Annotated in this window: 18 protein-coding genes; 13 read left to right on the plus strand and 5 right to left on the minus strand. The window is 65.8% G+C overall.

The annotated features are described in order from the left end of the window. The first annotated feature begins 16 nt into the window (after window positions 1-16). Window positions 17-1,048, plus strand: a complete 1,032-nt coding sequence (locus I6F21_RS14115; protein ID WP_225139907.1) for an L-idonate 5-dehydrogenase — start codon at window positions 17-19, stop codon at window positions 1,046-1,048. Here I6F21_RS14115 and I6F21_RS14120 read toward each other — a convergent pair. Next, a complete protein-coding gene (locus I6F21_RS14120) occupies window positions 1,038-1,922 on the minus strand; it encodes a DUF3280 domain-containing protein (protein ID WP_225139906.1) in 885 nt (294 codons plus the stop codon). The two genes, I6F21_RS14115 and I6F21_RS14120, sit on opposite strands and share 11 nt — an antisense overlap. Before the next feature lie 186 nt (window positions 1,923-2,108). Between I6F21_RS14120 and I6F21_RS14125 the strand changes: the two genes are divergently transcribed. Beyond that, window positions 2,109-3,491, plus strand: coding sequence for a histidine kinase (locus tag I6F21_RS14125; protein WP_225114973.1), 1,383 nt, complete (start codon window positions 2,109-2,111; stop codon window positions 3,489-3,491). Then, entirely contained in the window at window positions 3,488-4,150 is a 663-nt protein-coding gene (locus I6F21_RS14130) for a response regulator transcription factor (protein WP_036029111.1), read from the plus strand. The genes I6F21_RS14125 and I6F21_RS14130 overlap by 4 nt, the downstream gene beginning before the upstream one ends. Before the next feature lie 18 nt (window positions 4,151-4,168). Here I6F21_RS14130 and I6F21_RS14135 read toward each other — a convergent pair whose 3' ends face one another. Further along, window positions 4,169-5,152: a VOC family protein gene (locus tag I6F21_RS14135; RefSeq protein WP_225139905.1), complete on the minus strand. Its 984-nt coding sequence runs from the start codon at window positions 5,150-5,152 to the stop codon at window positions 4,169-4,171. Between the two features lie 148 nt (window positions 5,153-5,300). Here I6F21_RS14135 and I6F21_RS14140 point away from each other — a divergent pair, with 148 nt between their 5' ends. The 4 genes from I6F21_RS14140 to I6F21_RS14155 all read left to right on the plus strand — a co-directional run bounded on the left by I6F21_RS14140 (window position 5,301) and on the right by I6F21_RS14155 (window position 9,817). Next, complete coding sequence (locus I6F21_RS14140; protein WP_036029106.1) at window positions 5,301-6,092, plus strand: DNA-binding transcriptional regulator; 792 nt, start codon at window positions 5,301-5,303, stop codon at window positions 6,090-6,092. A gap of 72 nt (window positions 6,093-6,164) precedes the next feature. Further along, a complete protein-coding gene (locus I6F21_RS14145) occupies window positions 6,165-7,688 on the plus strand; it encodes a bifunctional 3-(3-hydroxy-phenyl)propionate/3-hydroxycinnamic acid hydroxylase (RefSeq protein ID WP_225139904.1) in 1,524 nt (507 codons plus the stop codon). A gap of 23 nt (window positions 7,689-7,711) precedes the next feature. After that, window positions 7,712-8,563 carry a fumarylacetoacetate hydrolase family protein gene (locus tag I6F21_RS14150; RefSeq protein WP_225139903.1) on the plus strand — a complete coding sequence of 284 codons (852 nt, stop codon included), beginning with the start codon at window positions 7,712-7,714 and terminating at the stop codon, window positions 8,561-8,563. A gap of 42 nt (window positions 8,564-8,605) precedes the next feature. Continuing rightward, complete coding sequence (locus I6F21_RS14155) at window positions 8,606-9,817, plus strand: ABC transporter substrate-binding protein (RefSeq protein ID WP_225132560.1); 1,212 nt, start codon at window positions 8,606-8,608, stop codon at window positions 9,815-9,817. Between the two features lie 63 nt (window positions 9,818-9,880). On the opposite strand, the gene I6F21_RS14160 is transcribed toward I6F21_RS14155, so the two are convergent. Next, the gene (locus I6F21_RS14160; protein ID WP_036013504.1) at window positions 9,881-10,723 is read right to left on the minus strand and encodes a hypothetical protein; all 843 of its coding nucleotides are present in this window, start codon (window positions 10,721-10,723) and stop codon (window positions 9,881-9,883) included. 214 nt (window positions 10,724-10,937) lie between these two features. On the opposite strand from I6F21_RS14160, the gene I6F21_RS14165 reads away from it, so the two are divergent. From I6F21_RS14165 to I6F21_RS14180, 4 genes are read left to right on the plus strand one after another with little or no spacing between them, the layout of a single operon-like run. Beyond that, the gene (locus tag I6F21_RS14165; RefSeq protein WP_225139902.1) at window positions 10,938-11,825 is read left to right on the plus strand and encodes an IclR family transcriptional regulator; all 888 of its coding nucleotides are present in this window, start codon (window positions 10,938-10,940) and stop codon (window positions 11,823-11,825) included. A gap of 1 nt (window position 11,826) precedes the next feature. Beyond that, window positions 11,827-13,023 carry a CaiB/BaiF CoA-transferase family protein gene (locus tag I6F21_RS14170; protein ID WP_225132561.1) on the plus strand — a complete coding sequence of 399 codons (1,197 nt, stop codon included), beginning with the start codon at window positions 11,827-11,829 and terminating at the stop codon, window positions 13,021-13,023. 52 nt (window positions 13,024-13,075) lie between these two features. Next, window positions 13,076-14,062, plus strand: a complete 987-nt coding sequence (locus tag I6F21_RS14175; protein ID WP_225139901.1) for a tripartite tricarboxylate transporter substrate binding protein — start codon at window positions 13,076-13,078, stop codon at window positions 14,060-14,062. 21 nt (window positions 14,063-14,083) lie between these two features. Continuing rightward, window positions 14,084-15,298: an ABC transporter substrate-binding protein gene (locus I6F21_RS14180; RefSeq protein ID WP_225139900.1), complete on the plus strand. Its 1,215-nt coding sequence runs from the start codon at window positions 14,084-14,086 to the stop codon at window positions 15,296-15,298. A gap of 17 nt (window positions 15,299-15,315) precedes the next feature. Here I6F21_RS14180 and I6F21_RS14185 read toward each other — a convergent pair whose 3' ends face one another. Together I6F21_RS14185 and I6F21_RS14190 are read right to left on the minus strand one after the other, a co-directional pair. Further along, complete coding sequence (locus tag I6F21_RS14185; RefSeq protein WP_081493004.1) at window positions 15,316-15,582, minus strand: hypothetical protein; 267 nt, start codon at window positions 15,580-15,582, stop codon at window positions 15,316-15,318. A 129-nt stretch (window positions 15,583-15,711) separates the two neighbouring features. Next, window positions 15,712-16,209, minus strand: a complete 498-nt coding sequence (locus I6F21_RS14190) for a ferritin-like domain-containing protein (RefSeq protein WP_225139899.1) — start codon at window positions 16,207-16,209, stop codon at window positions 15,712-15,714. Between the two features lie 260 nt (window positions 16,210-16,469). Between I6F21_RS14190 and I6F21_RS14195 the strand changes: the two genes are divergently transcribed. Further along, entirely contained in the window at window positions 16,470-16,610 is a 141-nt protein-coding gene (locus I6F21_RS14195; protein ID WP_225139898.1) for a hypothetical protein, read from the plus strand. 142 nt (window positions 16,611-16,752) lie between these two features. Further along, a complete protein-coding gene (locus tag I6F21_RS14200) occupies window positions 16,753-17,640 on the plus strand; it encodes a manganese catalase family protein (RefSeq protein WP_225139897.1) in 888 nt (295 codons plus the stop codon). The last annotated feature ends 76 nt before the right edge of the window (window positions 17,641-17,716 follow it).

Raw genomic sequence — 17,716 nt, forward strand, 5'->3', positions numbered from 1 at the left:
CACGAAGGAGCAAGCCATGCGCGCCGTCGTCATTCACGCCCCGAAGGATCTGCGGATCGACAATTATGCCGATCCCGCCCCCGGCCCTGGCGAGGTCCGCGTCAAGATCGCCAATGGCGGGATCTGCGGCTCCGATCTGCACTACTATCATCACGGCGGCTTCGGTGTCGTGCGGATTCAGCAACCGATGGCCCTGGGTCACGAGATCGCCGGCGTCGTCGCTGACGTCGGTGACGGCGTCGCCAATGTCAGGCCGGGCACGCGCGTCGCGGTCAACCCGAGCAAACCGTGCGGGGCTTGCCTGCATTGCCAGGAAGGCATGCGCAACCAGTGCCTCGACATGCGCTTCCTCGGCAGCGCGATGCGCTTTCCCCATGTGCAGGGCGGCTTTCGCGAGTTCATCACGGTCGACGCGACGCAGGCCGTGCCGATCTCGGACAAGCTGTCGCTGGCGGAAGCCGCGGTCGCCGAGCCGCTTGCGGTGTGCCTGCATGCCGGCAAGCAGGCCGGTCCCCTGCTCGGCAAGCGCGTGCTGATCACCGGCTGCGGTCCGATTGGCGCGCTGATGATTTTGGTCTCGCGCTTCGGCGGCGCGTCGGAGATTGTTGTCACCGATGTGGCCGACGCCCCGCTCGCGGTCGCGAAAAAGCTCGGCGCCACGCATGCCATCAACGTCGCGACCAATGCCACTGCGCTCGATCCCTGGCGCGCCGGCAAGGGCGTGTTCGACACGCTGTTCGAGGCCTCCGGCAACCAGGCCGCGCTTCGCACCGCGCTCGACGTGCTGAGGCCCGGCGCGACGCTGGTGCAACTCGGCCTGGGCGGCGAGATGACGCTGCCGATCAACACGATCGTCGCTAAGGAATTGCAGCTGCGCGGCACGTTCCGCTTCGATCCCGAATTCGAGCTCGCGGTGCGCCTGATGGGCGACGGCCTGATCGACGTCAAGCCGTTGATCACGGCCACCATGCCGTTCGAGAATGCGGCCGCGGCCTTCGAGCTCGCCAGCGACCGCGCGCAGTCGATGAAGGTCCAGCTTACCTTCTAGGCGCGTCGTTGGCCTGTTGCCCCTCGATCAGCCGGTCGGTGACCAGCCGCACGGCCCCGCGCTTCCAGGAATAGTCGGCGCCCATGCGTAGTCCGCTGTCGCCACGCGCCAGCACCGCGCCGGTCCTGGCATCGCGCACCTGGAAGCCCAGCGTGTATTCGGTGCGGCTGACGCGGCGCACCACGCCGATCAGTGATTGGTCCGCGCCGAGCTTGCGCGCAATGGAGACCTCGCAGCCGCCGCAATCCCGCAAAGCGCCGGCCTTCCCCGCCTCTGCGCCGACCTCGACGATGCGGTAACGGCCGGATTGGCCGAGCGCCTCGCGCACACCGCCAGTGACCTCCGCGAGATATGGCGCATCCGACGCACCGGACGTCCCCGCTGAGGCGGCCGTCATGTCCTCGAGCTCGAAATCGAACACGGCAAGCGCGACCGGCGCAGGCGTGCCGAGCGCGGCCATGACCTCGCGAGACACGAACATCTGGGCGCGCTCCCATGCCTCGTCATTGTCGCCGCGGAAGCTGTAGAGCTTGTCCAGCACAAGCGTCTTGGCGCCGACGTCGATAACGGCGACCTTGGCCCATTGCACCAGCGTGCTCGTCTTCTGAATGCCGCCGACCACCTTGAACACCGCTCCGTCTTGGACGGATCGCACCAAGCGGTAGCGCTGGTCTGCCTCGATGTCCCTTCGAAGCGCGGCCATGAACGCCGCCAGCCGCCGCTCGTGGGCCGCGGTCTGGTCGGTCGGCTCGCCCGAAGTGTCGGTGTAGCTGAAATCGTCCATGGCGACGCCGATGGCGGCCTGCGCAGCGAGGGGCGAGCAAGAGAGGACGAGGAGGAGACAGGCGGAGAGAACAAGGCGGCAGCGGTGCATGAACGAACCTCGTGGATGGGACGAAAATCTGGACGGGCCGCCTCAGGCCCCGCAGCTGCCACGATCCCGACCAATGCCGGGAAATTTTCACGACATTGCGGTGCGGCAAGTCGGGAACGCTTCCCGCCGCCGGCGTTCTGCCCTTTAATGAGGCGCGACAAGCCCGTTCGCACCAGGTGCAAGCCGATGTGGAATCGCCCGAGATTCGATCTCAAGGTCCGTCTGACGCTGCGCGTGGCGGCGATATCGGCTGCCTGCTTCGCCGTGATATCGACCTATTTCCTCGTCACCGCCGATAGCGCCGCGCATGCGCGCATCGACGGGATCGCCGCCATCGTGGCCAAGACGCTGGAGCTGCAGCAAGGCAAGGTGCAGTGGGCGGCGAGCCCTCGCTCGGACTTTCCGGACCTCGACCCGGTGTCGGCCCATGTGATGACGCCCGGCCTCTGCCTCGGCTTCCGCAGCGCGAGCGGCGACATGCTGCAGCGCTTTTGTAGCGGCGCGCCTGCCCCGGCGAGCCCGCCGCCGCAAGCCTTCTCCGCCTTCTATCGCAGCCTGTTCGACCCCGGCCGCGAGGCGGCGCGGCCCGTGATCGTGCGCGGAACCAAACTCGGCGAGACCGTGGTCTCGATCGACCCGGCGGTGCAGACGGCAGAGGCCTGGCATGAGGCCGGCCGCCTGATGATCGCGCTTGCGATCGCGCTGCCGCTGCTCTGTGCGCTGGTCTATGCCGCACTGGCCCGTGCCCTGCGCCCCACCCGCATGATCGGCAGCGGCCTCGAACGCATCGCCGCCGGCGACCTCACCACGCGGCTGCCGCCGTTCGATCTCGCCGAGCTCTCCGCCATCCGCGACGTCTTCAACCACCTCGCCGAAAGCCTCGACACTGCGCTTGCCGAGCGCAACGAGCTGACGCGGAAGCTGATCGCGCTCCAGGACGAGGAGCGCCGCCATCTCGCCCGCGAACTGCACGACGAATTCGGCCAGTCCCTCGCCGCGATCCGCGCGCTGGCCGCATCCGCCCGCCAGACTGCGGCACAGGACTGTCCCGACCTGCTCGGCGAATGCGACAGCATCGCCCGCACCGCGACAGGCATGATGGAGACGCTGCGCGGCGCGTTGTTCCGGCTGCGGCCGCCCGATGTCGAGGAGCTCGGCCTGGTCGCCAGTCTCGAAGGCCTGATCTCGGGGTGGAACGGCCGCAGCCGCGGCCAGCCGCGCTTCGAGATCCGGTTCGACGGCGCCTTCGACAGCGTGCCCGCCTCCGTCAGTGCCAACCTGTACCGCATCGTGCAGGAGGCACTCACCAACGCGGCCAAGCATGCCGGTGCAACGAAGGTTAGCCTGCATTTGACCATGGCCGACAGCGAGATTGCTCTCGTGGTCGAGGACGACGGCCGCCCGAACGAGGCTTCCGCAAAATCGGGCATGGGCCTGCTGGGCATGCGCGAGCGCGTCGCCGCGCTTCGCGGCCGGATCAGCTTCGAGACCGGCCTTCAGGGCTCCTCGCTGCGCGTATTCATTCCGCTCCCGGCTGCCGCCTCTGAGGCCCTGGAGCACGCTGCATGAGCACGGCGGAAGCGACCATCCTGCTGGTCGACGACCATTCCGTCGTCCGTGAGGGCTATCGCTCGGTGCTGCAGAAGCAGCCGGGCCTGCGCGTTGTCGCCGAGGCGGCCGACGGAGCGGAAGCCTATCGCCTCTACAAATCCGAGACGCCCGACCTCGTCATCATGGACCTCAGCATGCCCGGCATAGGCGGCATCGAGGCCGTCAGGCGGATCAGGCAGTGGGACAAGGCGGCACGGATTCTCGTTTTCACCATGCACGAGAACGCCGGATTTGCCGTGCAGGCGATCCGCGCCGGTGCACGGGGCTACGTCACCAAGACCAGCCCGCCCGAGACCTTGGTGCGCGCGGTCAAGGACGTGCTCGCCGGCAAGATTGCCATCAGCCCCGACATCGACCACGAGCTTGCACTCAGCCGCATCAGCGGCGAGAGCTCCGCTGCCGACGTGCTGACGCCACGCGAGTTCGAGGTGCTGCGGTTGCTGCTCGCCGAGAACACGACGGAGGAGATCGCCGAGACGCTGCATGTCAGCCCGAAGACGGTGGCGAACCTGCACTCGCTGATCAAGGACAAGCTCGGCGTCGGCTCCGACATCGAGCTGGTCCGGCTGGCGCTGCGCCAGGGCATCTTGACCGAGGTCGATCTCGGCGAAGCCTGATCGCGACGTCGCCGCAGGTCACTCACGCGCGACCACCGAGTCCAGCCACGCGCAATTGAGCGGCGGCACGCGTGGATCGGCGACGCGCACGCCGCGGGCAGCCGCATCCAGCCGCATCTCGCGCAATCGCGTGCGCTGCTCTTCGGGCATATGCAGCCGCTCGTGGCCCCACAGCGAGGGCCCATCAAAGGTCTCGTGCGGCTGCCAGGTCTCGGGATCGATGACGCGGCCGCCCCAGCCATATTCGATGAAGAAGCCGGACGGCGTATTCACGTAGAACGAGGTCATGTGATCATTGGTGTGCCGGCCCAGCGTGTAGGCAATGCGTCCCTCGTCCATTTGTGCGAGATCGTAGCCCTGCCCGACATCATCGAGGCAGCCGAGCTCGACCATGAAGTGATGCATCGCCTTCCGCCCCGAGCCGACCATCGCAAAGGAGTGGTGGCGGCCGTTGACGTGGAAGAAATAAAGCCCGTAAGGCTTCAGCCCGAAATCGGAGACGTGAAAGCCGAGCACGTCGCGATAGAACGGCAACAGCGGCTCGACGTCCTCCACATTGAGCACGACATGCCCCATGCCGAGCGCGCCGGTGCGGAAGCCCGAGATCGGGCGACCCGGCCTGAACGGCTCGCTCGCAAGCTCCGGCTTGCAAAAAGCCTCCAGCCGGTTGCCGGCGGGATCAGTGAACGCGATCAGCTCGGCGACATGCCGCTCGTCAGCGAGTGCGCGCGAGCCCTTCGCCACCTTGATGCCATGGCTTTCGAGCCGTCCTGCCAACCTGTCCAGCGCGACCGTCGACGGAACTTCCCATCCCATCACTGCAAGGCCGGCATCGCTGCCGCCGTCGACGATCAGCCGCTGCTTGCGGTCGTCCATGCGGAAGGCCCGCATCTTGCCGCCGCGATCGACCTGCTGCATGCCGAGCAGCCCGGTCGCCATCCGGCTCCACTGATCGAGCTGGGATGAACTGATTCCGATATAGCCGAGCGCTGCGATTTCCATCGAATTCCTCCCGGAGGCATCGCGGTCGCCGTACTGCGGCGAGCTTGATACCGGCCGCGCGCGATCCTACGGTGGCGTTCCGCAATCGCCTCGCGTTCGCAGGCGACAATAAGCGCGCCGCGATGTGCCACAAGGGAGGAAATAGGAAGTGTCCAAGGAGCGGACGCGGAACGGCCAGCCTCGGCAGTCTGAGGGCGTCCGTGCCTTCAAGCGCGGGCTCGACGTGCTGCACGAGGTCAACCGCTCCGGCGGCATCCGCGCCGGCGACGTCGCCCGCGCGCTCGACCTGCCCCGACCCACCGTCTACCGCCTCCTCGAAACCCTGGAGGAGCTCGGCTATATCGCCCGCAGCGCCAGCGACGACCGATTTCGGGTCACCCGGCGTGCCCTAAGCCTCGGCGACGGCTACGATCCCGGCGTGGTGATCTGCCAGGCGGCGGCGCCTTATCTCGCCGATCTCAGCAAGAAGCTGGTCTGGCCGGTCGATCTCTCGACTTACGAGAACGCGGCGATGGTGGTGCAGGAGACCACCCACTCTCGCAGCCCGCTCTCGATCGACCGCGGCATGATCGGCAAGCGCCTGCCGATGCTGCGCACGTCTGCGGGCCGCGCCTATCTCGCCGCCTGCCCTGCGCGCGAACGCGATCTCATCATCAATCATCTCCGCCGCATCGATGAGGCCGACGACCGCCCCTTCCTCGACCAGGGCCGGCTCGACCGCATGATCGCCGAGACCGCGGCGCGAGGTTACGCGATCCGAACCGAGGGCGAATACAATCCCAAGACGGCTTCGATTGCCGTTGCCATCGTGCGGGACGGCGCCGTATTCGGCTGCATCTCGATCATCTGGATCCGCTCGGCGCTAGGGATCGAGGAAGCGGTCGCGCAGTTTGCGAGCCAGCTGCTGGAAACGGCGTCGGCCATTCCTGTTGCGGAATAGAGGCCGTCCGCTGGGCGGACACTTGCCGCGCCGGCGTTGATGCGCCGGCCCTGCTTGGGGAAGAGATACCCCATGCAAGATAAATCCACCCCGGAAGAGTTTGACGTCGTGATCGTCGGCCGCGGGCCGGTGGGCGCCACGCTCGCCAACCTGCTCGGCCTGTGCGGCGTGCGGACTCTGGTGCTGGAGCGCGAGGCGCGGACCTATCATCTGCCGCGCGCGGTGCATTTCGACGATGAATGCATGCGCGTGTTCCAGACCATCGGGCTTGCCGAGGCGATCCTGCCGCACGTCATTCTCAGTCCCGGCATGCTGTTTCTCGATGCAGCCGGCCGCATGCTGCTGGACTGGTCCCGTCCGCAGACGCTGACCCCGATGGGCTGGCATCTCAGCTACCGCTTCCACCAGCCGGATCTGGAGGATGTGTTGATCGGCGGCCTCGCCCGCTGGCCACACGTCACCTTGCGCAACCGCTGCGAGGTGTTCGCGCTCGATCAGGACGAGCACGGCGTGCGCGTCCGCTGCGAAGACCTCTCCAACGGGAGGCTCAGCGAGGTCCGCGCCGGATACGTGATCGGCTGCGACGGCGCCCGCTCGCTGGTGCGCCGCTTCATCGGTTCTGGCATGGACGACCTCGGCTTCCACGAGCGCTGGCTCGTGATCGACGTCCTGCTCAATCGCGCGCGCGACGACCTCGGTGACTACAGCCTCCAGCATTGCGATCCCAGGCGGCCGGCAACTTATGTACGCGGCACCGGCATGCGGCGCCGCTGGGAGATCACAGTTCTCCCGGACGAGGATTCGCAGGACGTTGCGCAACCCGCGAAGGTCTGGGAGCTGCTGTCGCGCTGGATCACGCCCGCCGATGCCGAGATCGAGCGCGCCGCGGTCTACACGTTCCATTCGGTCATCGCGCAGCAATGGCGGAACGGGCGATTGCTGCTCGCGGGCGATTCTGCGCACCAGACCCCGCCGTTCCTCGGCCAGGGCATGTGCGCCGGCATTCGCGATGCCGCCAACCTCGCCTGGAAGCTGGCGAGCGTGATCCGCGAAGGCGCCGCGCCCGATCTGCTCGACACCTATCAGAGCGAACGGCTGCCGCATGTGCGCGCGTTCATCGAGCTCGCCATTCGCCTCGGCGGTGTCATCAACACCAAGGCGATCGAGGCCGGCCTTGCCGCCGGCGAAGCGCGCGAGAACGCGCCGGTCAAGCTGGACGTGAAGAAGCCCCTGCTCGGCCCCGGACTAGTGTTCGGCGACCTGCCGCTCGCCGGACATCTCGCGCCGCAGTTCACATTGACCGACGCCAGCCGCAGCGATGACCGGACCGGCTACAACCACGTGCTGCTCGTCGAGACGGCGGCGGCACTCTCATCGCGTCTCGCGCTGTCGCAGACGGGGATCAAGATCCTGACCAGCGACGATGCCAACGATCTTGGGCCCTGGCTGCGCGAGCACGGCATCATCGCCGCACTGGTTCGTCCCGACCGTTACATCCGCGGCTCCGCCCGCAACGAGGCCGAGCTCGACCGCCTCAGCGCCGCCATCGCGCCTCCAACCCAAATTCCTTCAGCCCAAGCGCCCTCCGCGGCCTGACCGAACCCTGTCAAGGACATTTCATGAAGCTGCTTTCTTTCCTCGCCGACGGACGCCCCACCTTCGGCGCCGTCAAGGACAACGGTGTCGTCGATCTCGGCGCGCGGATAGCGGGGTGCACCACGCTGCGGGAGCTGCTCGAAGCCGGTCAGCTCGCCGAGGCGGCAAGGCTGGCCGCCTCCGCGGCCCCTGATCATCCGCTCGACAAGATCAACTTCGCGCCCGTGATTCCCGATCCCGGCAAGATCATCTGCGTCGGCCTCAACTATCGCGATCACGTCGCCGAGACCGGCCGCACCGTCACCGAAAAGCCGGCGCTGTTTGCGCGCTTCGCCTGTAGCCAGGTCGGCCATCTCCAGCCCATCGTCAAACCTGGGGTGAGCGACGACTTCGACTACGAAGGCGAGCTCGCGCTCGTCATCGGCAAGGCGGGCCGTCACATCCCCCCTGGCCGCGCGCTCGACCACGTCGCCGGCTATTCCTGCTACAACGAAGGCAGCATCCGCGACTGGCAGCGCCACACCAGCCAATTCCTCGCCGGGAAGACCTTTGCCGAGAGCGGCAGTTTCGGTCCGTGGCTGGTGACGACCGACGAGATTCCGGATCCGTCGAAGCTCACCTTGCAGACAAGGCTCAACGGCAACGTCGTGCAGAACACCACGACGGATCTCCTGATCACAGCCATCCCCGAGCTGATCGCCTACATCTCCACCATCTGTCCGCTCCTGCCCGGCGACGTCATCGTCACGGGCACGCCGGGCGGTGTCGGCGCCAAGCGCACGCCGCCGCTGTGGATGCGCCCCGGCGACACCGTCGAGGTCGAGATCTCCGGCATCGGCACCCTGCGCAACACGGTGATCGCCGAACCGGCCTGACCGTCAACATCGATCAATCAACGATAACATCAAGGAAACGCCATGGGCACGACCCGCACCACCTCCGCCGCCACCCTCCTGATCGCACTTGCGCTCGCGCCCCTCCCCGCGCGGGCCGAGATCAAGGGCGAGGCCATCCGCATCGGCGTCCTCACCGACATGAACGGCGTGTTCGCGACCGCCATGGGTCCGGGCTCAGTCGAAGCGGCGCGAATGGCCGCCGAGGAGTTCGGCGGCAAGATCAACGGCAAGCCGATCGAGATCTTGCAGGCCGATCACCAGAACAAGCCGGATCTCGCCGCATCGCTGGCGCGAAAATGGTTCAGCGACGGGGTCCAGGCCGTCGCCGATGGCGGCAGCTCCGGCGCAGCGCTGGCGGTGCAGGAGCTGGTGCGCGGCAACGGCAAGATATTCCTCATCTCCGGCGCCGGCGCGAACCAGCTGACCGATGAAGCGTGCGCGCCAACCAGCGTGCAATGGACCCAGGACGCCTATTCCACCGCGACCGCCGTGGTCTCCGGCATCATGCAGACCAGCAAGGAGCCCTGGTTCTTCATCACCGGCGACTACGCCTTCGGCCATTCGATCGAGGTGACCGCACGCGAGCGCATCGCCGCACTCGGCGGCAAGGTCGCCGGCAGCGTCAAGGCGCAGCTCGGCACGCCCGATTACAGCTCATTCCTGCTCCAGGCGCAGTCGTCGGGCGCCAAGATCCTGGCCATCAACGTTGCCGGCGACAACGCGACCGCGATCAAGCAGGCCGAGGAGTTCGGCCTCGCCAGCCAAGGCATGAAGATCGTGCCGATGTCGTTCCAGAACGTCGACATCGAGGCGGTTGGGCTCAAAGCGACGCGCGGTGATCTCATCGTCACCTCCTTCTTCGAGGATGTCTCGCCGGCAGCCCGGAAATTCTCCGATGCGTTCTATGCTCGCCGCAAGGCGATGCCCTCGCAGATTCAGGCCGGCGTCTATTCCGCCGTGCGCCACTATCTGCAGGCCGTGAAGGACACCGGTTCCGATGAGGGCGCCGTCGTGATGGCCAAAATGAAGGCGACGCCGGTGTCGGACGCCTACACCCCCAACGGCCGCATTCGCGAGGACCAACGCATGGTGCACGATCTCTATCTGGTGCAGGTCAAGACACCGGAGGAATCCAAGGGCCCGTGGGACTTCGTCAAGCTGGTCGCGACGATCCCGCCCGACCAGGCCTTCCGCCCGCTCGATCGCAGCAAATGCAGCCTGGTCGGCAAATAAAGCCTCTGAAGCGAAGTGGATACCGCTTCGCTTCAGAGAACGCGTCAAGTTGGAATCTGACCGTCAGGCGAGATAGCGCGTCAGATAGCCTTCCATCGCGTAGAGCGCGCAGAGCGCGAGGCTCGACCACACCGCGGCGCTGAAATACAGGAACATCCAGGTCAGCTCGCCCTTCCAGTGCGCGATGTCATGGGTCACCACCCAGCGCGTCGAGACGTCATGCAGTCCTTCGAGGAAGCCGAGGAATGTGTTGCCCTCTTCATGCCCTGCCCGCCAGCGGCTGAGATACATCGGCACATCGACGGTGATGAGGAAGGCGAGGAAGCAGGCGATGCCGACGATGCCTGACATCAGCGCCCAGCGCACCACGCCCTGGAATTCCGGCATCAGGCGGCACAGCGCGATGCCGGCCAGGAAGAAGGTCACAGCCCACAGCGAATTCTCGATCGCGTTGTAGAGGAAGTTGGTCGTCACCACCGCGTACCAGGAGAAGCATTCCGCGATGATGATGATCGGCACGATCACGAGCGCGATGTTCACCGCGGTCTCCGCGCCCGTCATCTTGCCGAGCTGATGCAGGATGATGGCCCATTGCGCGGCGAAGCAGAGCTCGGCCACCGTCGCCACCGTCCGGCCGACGGCGACGCTGGAGAGCCAGGTGTCGAACAGGCAGATGCGCTGCACGTCGGCGCGCGGCAGCACCGAACGGAAGGCGCAGCCGAACACATAGCCGGCGCACAGCAGGAACATCAGCCCGATGTCCGAGCCGCCACCGAGGCTGGCCGAAGGCGTCGGATAGAACTCACGATAGAGCATGAACCAGACGAGGATATTGGCGCTGCTCACAAGCGTGAGGGATCCCCACCACCACGCCAGGGGATTTGACCGCGCCTGCCACTGCAACATGAACCGCTCCGCAAAAATTATCGATCTGACACGTCGTCGTAATAATCCTGTCACGGAACGACAGGCAATCACGACAAAAATCTGTGTGCCCGGTCGTTCCAGCGGTGCCCGGAAGGCGCAAGAAGCGCTGAGCCGAGTGTCCACATATCGGACAATTTTCCCATGGATGGCGAATCTATTGGACATTTGAAATCCGTCCGTCTGATATTCGGGGATGGCTCCGACTGACTCACCCAAGCCGCAGCGCCCGCTCTCCTCTGCCGCAGCCGTGCTGGCCGAGAGCGCGGATGACGCCGCTTTCGCCACCACTCTGGCCAAGGGGCTCGTCGTGCTCGAGGCGTTCAAGGCCGGGAGCACGCTGCTGGGCAACATGGAGCTGTCGACGCTGACCGGCATCCCGCGCCCGACGGTGGCGAGGCTGACCCATACCTTGGCCGAGCTCGGCTATCTCCGCTACGACGCCGAGCGGTCGAAGTACCGCGTCGGTGCACGGGCGCTGCGGATGGCGCATCCCCTGCTCGCCGGAATGCAATTCCGCCAGGTGGCGCGGCCGATGATGCAGGAGCTGGCGCACAGCGTCCGCGGCACGGTGTCGATCGGCCTGCTCGATGCGACGTCGATGATCTATGTCGAGACCGCGCGCTCCGGCGATGTCGGCCCGCACGTGCCCGACATCGGCATGCCCATTCCCGTCGTGATGACCGCCATGGGCCGCGCCGCGGCGGCGACCTTGCCGCCGGCCGATGCAGACCGGCTGGAACGCAATCTCGCCGCCGAGGATGCCGGATTGTGGTCGGCGCTCCGCGACAAATACCGCGCCGGCATCGCGCAATGCAAAAGCCGCGGCTTCTGCACCTGCTGGGGCGAGTACATAGCCTCGATCCATGCCGTCGCCGCGCCGCTGTTTCATATCGGCGAAGCGAAACAATCATTCTCGATCAATTGCGGCATCCCCGCCTTCCGGCTGCAGCCCGGGCAGCTCGAGGGCGAAATCGGTCCGCGCATCGCGGCGCTCGCCGATGGCATCCGGGCCATGGTCGGGCAGGCCGAGCTCAAGCCGCCGCCGCGCAAAACCAAGAAAATCATAAGCGCCGGAACATGATATGGCTGGACCGCTCGAAGGATTGAAGGTTCTCGACATCGCGACGATCATCGCCGCGCCGTTCGCCGCCACGCTGCTGGCCGACTACGGCGCGGACGTGCTCAAGATCGAGATGCCCGGGCACGGCGACGGCGTGCGGTCGTTTCCGCCGTTCAAGAACGGCAAGCCGCTGTGGTGGAAGGCCGCCAACCGCAACAAGAAGTTTGCCACGCTCGATCTGCGCACGCCGGAAGGGCTTGCGCTGTTCAAGCAGCTGCTTCCACGCTTCGACGTGCTGATCGAGAATTTTCGTCCGGGAACGCTGGATCGCTGGGGGCTTCCCAAGGAGGTGCTGTGGTCGATCCAGCCGCGTCTCGTGATTCTGCGCGCCACCGCCTTCGGGCAGGATGGTCCCTATCGGGAGCGCCCCGGCTTCGCCCGCATCTTCGAGGCCATGGGCGGACTGACTTACATCACCGGCGAGAGCGGCGGCGAACCGACCCATCCCGGATACCCGATCGGGGATTCGATCGGCGGCCTGTTCGGCGCCGTCGGCGTGCTGGCAGCGCTGTGGAAGCGGGCGCGCGACCCGGATGCGCCGGGCGAGGAGATCGATCTCGCGCTGACCGAAGCCACCTTCCGCCTGCTCGACGTCCTCGCCATCGAGCACGACCAGCTCGGCACCGTTCGCAGCCGCATCGGCAACGCCAATGGTTATTCAGCACCGGCCGCGGTGTTTCGCACCCGCGACGGTCACTGGGTCACGCTCGCAGGTTCGACCAACGCGCTCTTTGCAGCGAACTGCCGGGCGATCGGCCGCCCCGATCTGATCGCGGATCCGCGCTTTGCCGGCAATGAGCAGCGCGTCCAGCACGCCGCCGAGCTCAACGACATCTTTGCGGCCTGGTGCGCCGCGCACCCCCTCGACGAGGTCCTCGCGAGCTTCAACGCCGCGCAGGGAACGCTCGCCCCGATCTATTCGATAGATCAGATCGCCGACGACCCGCAGGTGAAGGCGCGCGAGGTGATCACGCGCGTTGCCGACCGGGATTTCGGCACGGTCGCCATGACCAATGTCGTGCCGCGTTTCACCGTCGATCCCGCGCGCCTGCGCCATGCTGCGGGCGACGTCGGCCAGGACAATGACGAGGTCTACCGGGATTGGCTCGGGCTCTCGGACGCCAGGATCGAGCAGCTCACCCAACGAAAGGTGATCTGAGGTCGTAAGAGCGGCAGATAAAAGAGAAACAAATACAGGGAGGAAGACAACAGTGGCATCGTTCAAGGTGACGCGGCGAGCTCTGCTGGGCACGATCGCGGGCGGGCTCGCGGCCGGCTCAGGCATGAGGGCACATGCCGAGGACGCCTGGCCCTCGCGCATGGTCCGTCTGATCTCGCCTTACGGGCCCGGCGGGTCCAACGACATCTCGCTGCGTCTGCTCGCCGAAGAGTTCGGCCGCAGCCTGCGTCAGCAGTTTATTGTCGAGAACAAGCCGGGCGCCGGCACGCGCATCGCCAACGACATGGTCGCCCATGCGCCGGGCGACGGCTACACCATCCTCTATGTCGCGGCGCCCTACGCCACCGCCGAGGCGCTGTTCGGCAAGCTGACCTATGAGCGCAAGGATCTGACGCCGGTGGCGATGGTGGTGATCGCGCCGCTGTTCCTCATCATCAGCGCCGACGCGCCGTTCAAGACGCTTCCCGACCTGATCGCCTACGGCAAATCCAAGCCCGACGGCCTCACCTTCGCCTCCCCAGGCGCCGGCTCGCAGCCGCATCTTGCCGGAGAGCTCCTGTTCCGCGACGCCGGCGTCAAGGGTTTGAACATCCCGTTCCGGGGCGATGCGGCCTCCTACACCGAGCTGCTCGCCGGACGCGTCGACGCCACACTGACCGCGCTGCCGACGGCCTTGCCCTACATCCAGAGCGGCAAGTTCACCGTGCTCGGCGTCGCCTCGGCCGAGCGCAGCGCGCTGTATCCGCAGGCACCGACGCTGCGCGAGCAGGGCTTTCCCAATGTGGCTGCGGCCGGCTGGTACGGCTTCATGGTGCCGTCCACGACGCCGCGCGCCATCGTGGACAAATTCCAGGCCGAGGTTCTGCGGGCGCTCGCCGAGCCTGCGATCAAGGACAAGCTGACCGCGCAGGGCCTCGAAGTGCGCCCAGGCACCGCCGCCGAGTTCAGCAAGTTCATCGACGCCGAAACGCAGAAATGGACCAAGCTGATCCGCGACGCCGGCCTCAAGGGCGAATGAGGATTGCTGGAGGAAACCGACATGAAAAACGTCGTCACCAAATTCATCGCAGCCTCCGCCCTTCTCCTCTCGGTCGCGGCAGCGCAGGCACAAAAGAAATACGATCCCGGCGCGTCCGACACCGCGATCAAGGTGGGCCAGACCGTGCCGCTCAGCGGCCCGGCCTCGGCCTACGCGGTGATCGGCAAGACCCAGGCCGCCTATATGAGGATGATCAACGACCAGGGCGGCGTGAACGGCCGCAAGGTCGAGCTGATCCAGTATGACGATGCCTATTCGCCGCCGAAGACGGTGGAGCAGGTCCGCAAGCTCGTCGAAAGTGACGAAGTGCTTTTGACCTTCCAGATCATCGGCACCGCGCCGAACGTCGCCGTCCAGAAATATCTCAACGCCAAGAAGATCCCGCAGCTCTTCGCCGCCACCGGCGCCGCACGCTTCACCGATCCGAAGAACTTTCCCTGGACCATGGGCTTCAACCCCTCTTACCTCGTCGAGGGCCGGATCTACGCGCAGTACCTCCTGAAGAACCATCCGAACGCCAAGATCGGCGTGCTCTACCAGAACGACGATCTCGGCAAGGACTATCTCGCCGGCCTCAAGGCGGGCCTCGGCGACAAGACGAACATGGTCGTCGCCGAGACCTCCTACGAGATCGGCGAGCCGACGATCGACTCGAAGATCCTGCGGTTGAGGGATGCAGGCGCCGACGTGCTGTTCAGCGCGACGACGCCGAAGCAGGCCGCGCAGGCCATCAAGAAGGTCGCCGAGATCGGCTGGAAGGCGCTGCACATCATCGACATCAACGCCTCCTCGCTCAGCGCCGTGCTGAAGCCCGCCGGGCTAGATAATTCCAAGGGCATCATCAGCGTCGGCTACGTCAAGGATGCCGCCGACCCCGAATGGAACGACGACCCCGGCATGAAGCGCTACCTCGCCTTCATGGCGAAGTACTACCCGGAGGGCGACAGGGATTCGAACCTGAACGTCTATGGCTACATCACCGCGCAGCTCCTGGTGCAGGTGCTGAAGCAATGCGGCGACGATCTGACGCGCGAGAACGTAATGCGACAGGCGGCCAACCTTAAGAACGTCGAGCTCGACCTGACGCTCCCGGGGATCTCGGTCACGACCACGCCAGCGGACTATCGCGTCAACAAGCAGTTCCAGATGGTGCAGTTCGACGGCGTACGCTGGCAGAAGCTCGGCGACATCGTCACGGACGAAGCCAGGGAGTAAACCCGCTTCGCCGGCGCTCAACGCCTTTCGGCGTAACGGCCGCCGCCACGGATGAGATCGTCGCGTTCCGCGGCATGGCGCTGGTATTCGGAGATCGCGCGGTTGGCCATGCGGATCCGATTCGTGTGTCCCTCCTCGACCATCACGGTGATGCGCTGCGCCAGGAACACGCAGGCGTCGAATTCGTCGCTGATGGCGCCCGTTCGCGTAAGAAAGTCCCAGGCGATCTCGTAGGCCTGCTCCGCCGCCGGATTGCGGTAATCGCTGAAGATGATGTGCGTCATCACTGCCAAAGCCTGATCGCAGCGATCGTTCCTAGGCTCACGCGCAGATGGCAGGGAACCCGGCGGCGCGAAAAAACCACCGGCCGCGGGGCGCGCCGGTGGTTCGCTGTCAGCGAGGAACGCGAAGAACTACGCGGCCTGGCGCTGATGCGTGAGGTACTCCATGGTGACCTTCTCGACATTGGAATCGATCCAGGCCGCCATGCGCTGCTCCTCCTTCAATGACGTCTCGAGCGGCTCCTTCGCCTCCGGCATGCCGGCCGCGCCGCACAGCGCGAGCAGCGACTTGTAGGCGGCGATCTCGAAATTCTCGAAGGCGTTGTTCGCGAAAGTGTTCTTCAGAATCTCGTCGCCGGCAACCGAATGCGCCATGGCCATCATGTTGGCCATCACCGACTGCGCCGTATCCTTCAGGCTCGACGTGCTCTCGCCACAGGCTTCCAGGCACTTTTCGAGGCGAAGCAGCTGCTCATTGGTCTCCTGAAGGTGCGCCGTGATCTTCGCCTTGACCTCGGGATATTCGTCCAGCCGCTCCGACTGGCGCTCCATCAACTCTCGCGCCTGCACTTCCATCGCATGCGCATTGCGTAGTCCCACCACGAACGTATCGCGGGCTGCATTGGCCATTTTCCTGTTCTCCATTTGACTGGCGTCGTTCGCGCAACCGGGAAGCACGGGCGATTGTTCCTAACACGGCCGCGCTGATTGCCGCAGGAGAGACCATGTCTTCGTCGCCTGTTCCGGCCGAAGGACCCAGCGCTAACCTGCGATAGCCAAACGCAAACGTGGTCTTCGACCGCGGGAACGCCGGCTGCGCCCCGCCGTTCACAGCAGCGCGTGGTCACAGCGCGAAGTTGCGCCCTCACCCAAACGACAATGACCATCTGATGTCGCGGGCCTCACCGCGGCAATCCGACGTGATCATCGTGGCGGGCACCTTGACCAACGACGGCAATTGGGTGCTGGTCGACGCGAGCATCGCCGGATCGTTCGACGAGGTCGCCGTGCCTTCCCATCGACGCGCATAGGAACGGTCGCGGGGGCCGCGTCCGTTTCGGCTCTGCGGTCGGCGAGTTTGGAAGCGATCCTGAGCTGCGATTGCAGATGATTAGGAACGCAACCCCACGGGCTTCATTGCGCCAATACCGACAGAACAAAAAGGAGTTGCGCATGTACTATTTCGACAAGCGACTGCAATACCCGGTCAGGGTCGAGAAGCCCGATCCGATCTTCGCCCGCCAGCTGCAGCAGGCGATCGGCGGCGTGGAGGGCGAGATCCGCGTCTGCCTGCAATATTTCTTCCAGGCCTGGGGCGCGCGAGCTCCGGCCAAATATCGCGACGTGTTGCTCAACACCGCAACCGAGGAGATCAGCCACATCGAGATGCTTTCGACCGCGGTCGCCCTGAACCTGGAAAATGCACCGGCGACGATGCAGGAGAGCAGCATGCAGGGCAATCCGATCGTCGGCGCGGTGATGTCCGGCGGCGAGCGGCCGCGACACGTGATCGAGGGCATGCTGCATCGGCATATCCTGTCGACGGGCATGGCGGCCTTCCCGGCCAACGCCGACGGCGTCCCGTTCGATTGTTCGCACATCTACGCCAGCGGCAATCTCGCCGCCGATATGTATTGCAACGTGGCCGCCGAAGCCACCGGCCGAACGCTGGCGGTGCGCCTCTTCAACTCCACGAGCGATCCGGGCATGCAGGACATGCTCAGCTACCTGATCGCGCGCGACACCATGCATCAACAGCAATGGCTCGCCGTGATCGAGGAGCTGGGCGGAGATGCCGCGCTGCCGATTCCGAACAGCTTCGACCGGAGCAAGGAAGCGACCGAGTTCAGCTACATGTTCATGGGTACCGAGCGCAGCGGAGCGCCGCTCGAGCCAGGCCGCTACAACGAAGGTCCGTCGCTCGACGGCCGCGGCGAATTCAGCTTCCGCCCCGCCTTCGAGCCGCTGGGCGACGAGCCCGTGCTTGGACCCGCACGTCCCGACAGCGCCGCGCAAGTGGAGCAGATGCAGGAGCCGCCGGTCACCAACGCGCTGACCTGACCTGTACAAGGCAAGCCGCCATTTCGACGGCGGCTTGATCAGAATGCGTTCGCGCACGCCGTCATTCCCGGCTCGC

Origin of the sequence: Bradyrhizobium sp. NBAIM03, assembly GCF_020194055.1 — a bacterium.
Lineage (GTDB): Bacteria > Pseudomonadota > Alphaproteobacteria > Rhizobiales > Xanthobacteraceae > Bradyrhizobium > Bradyrhizobium yuanmingense.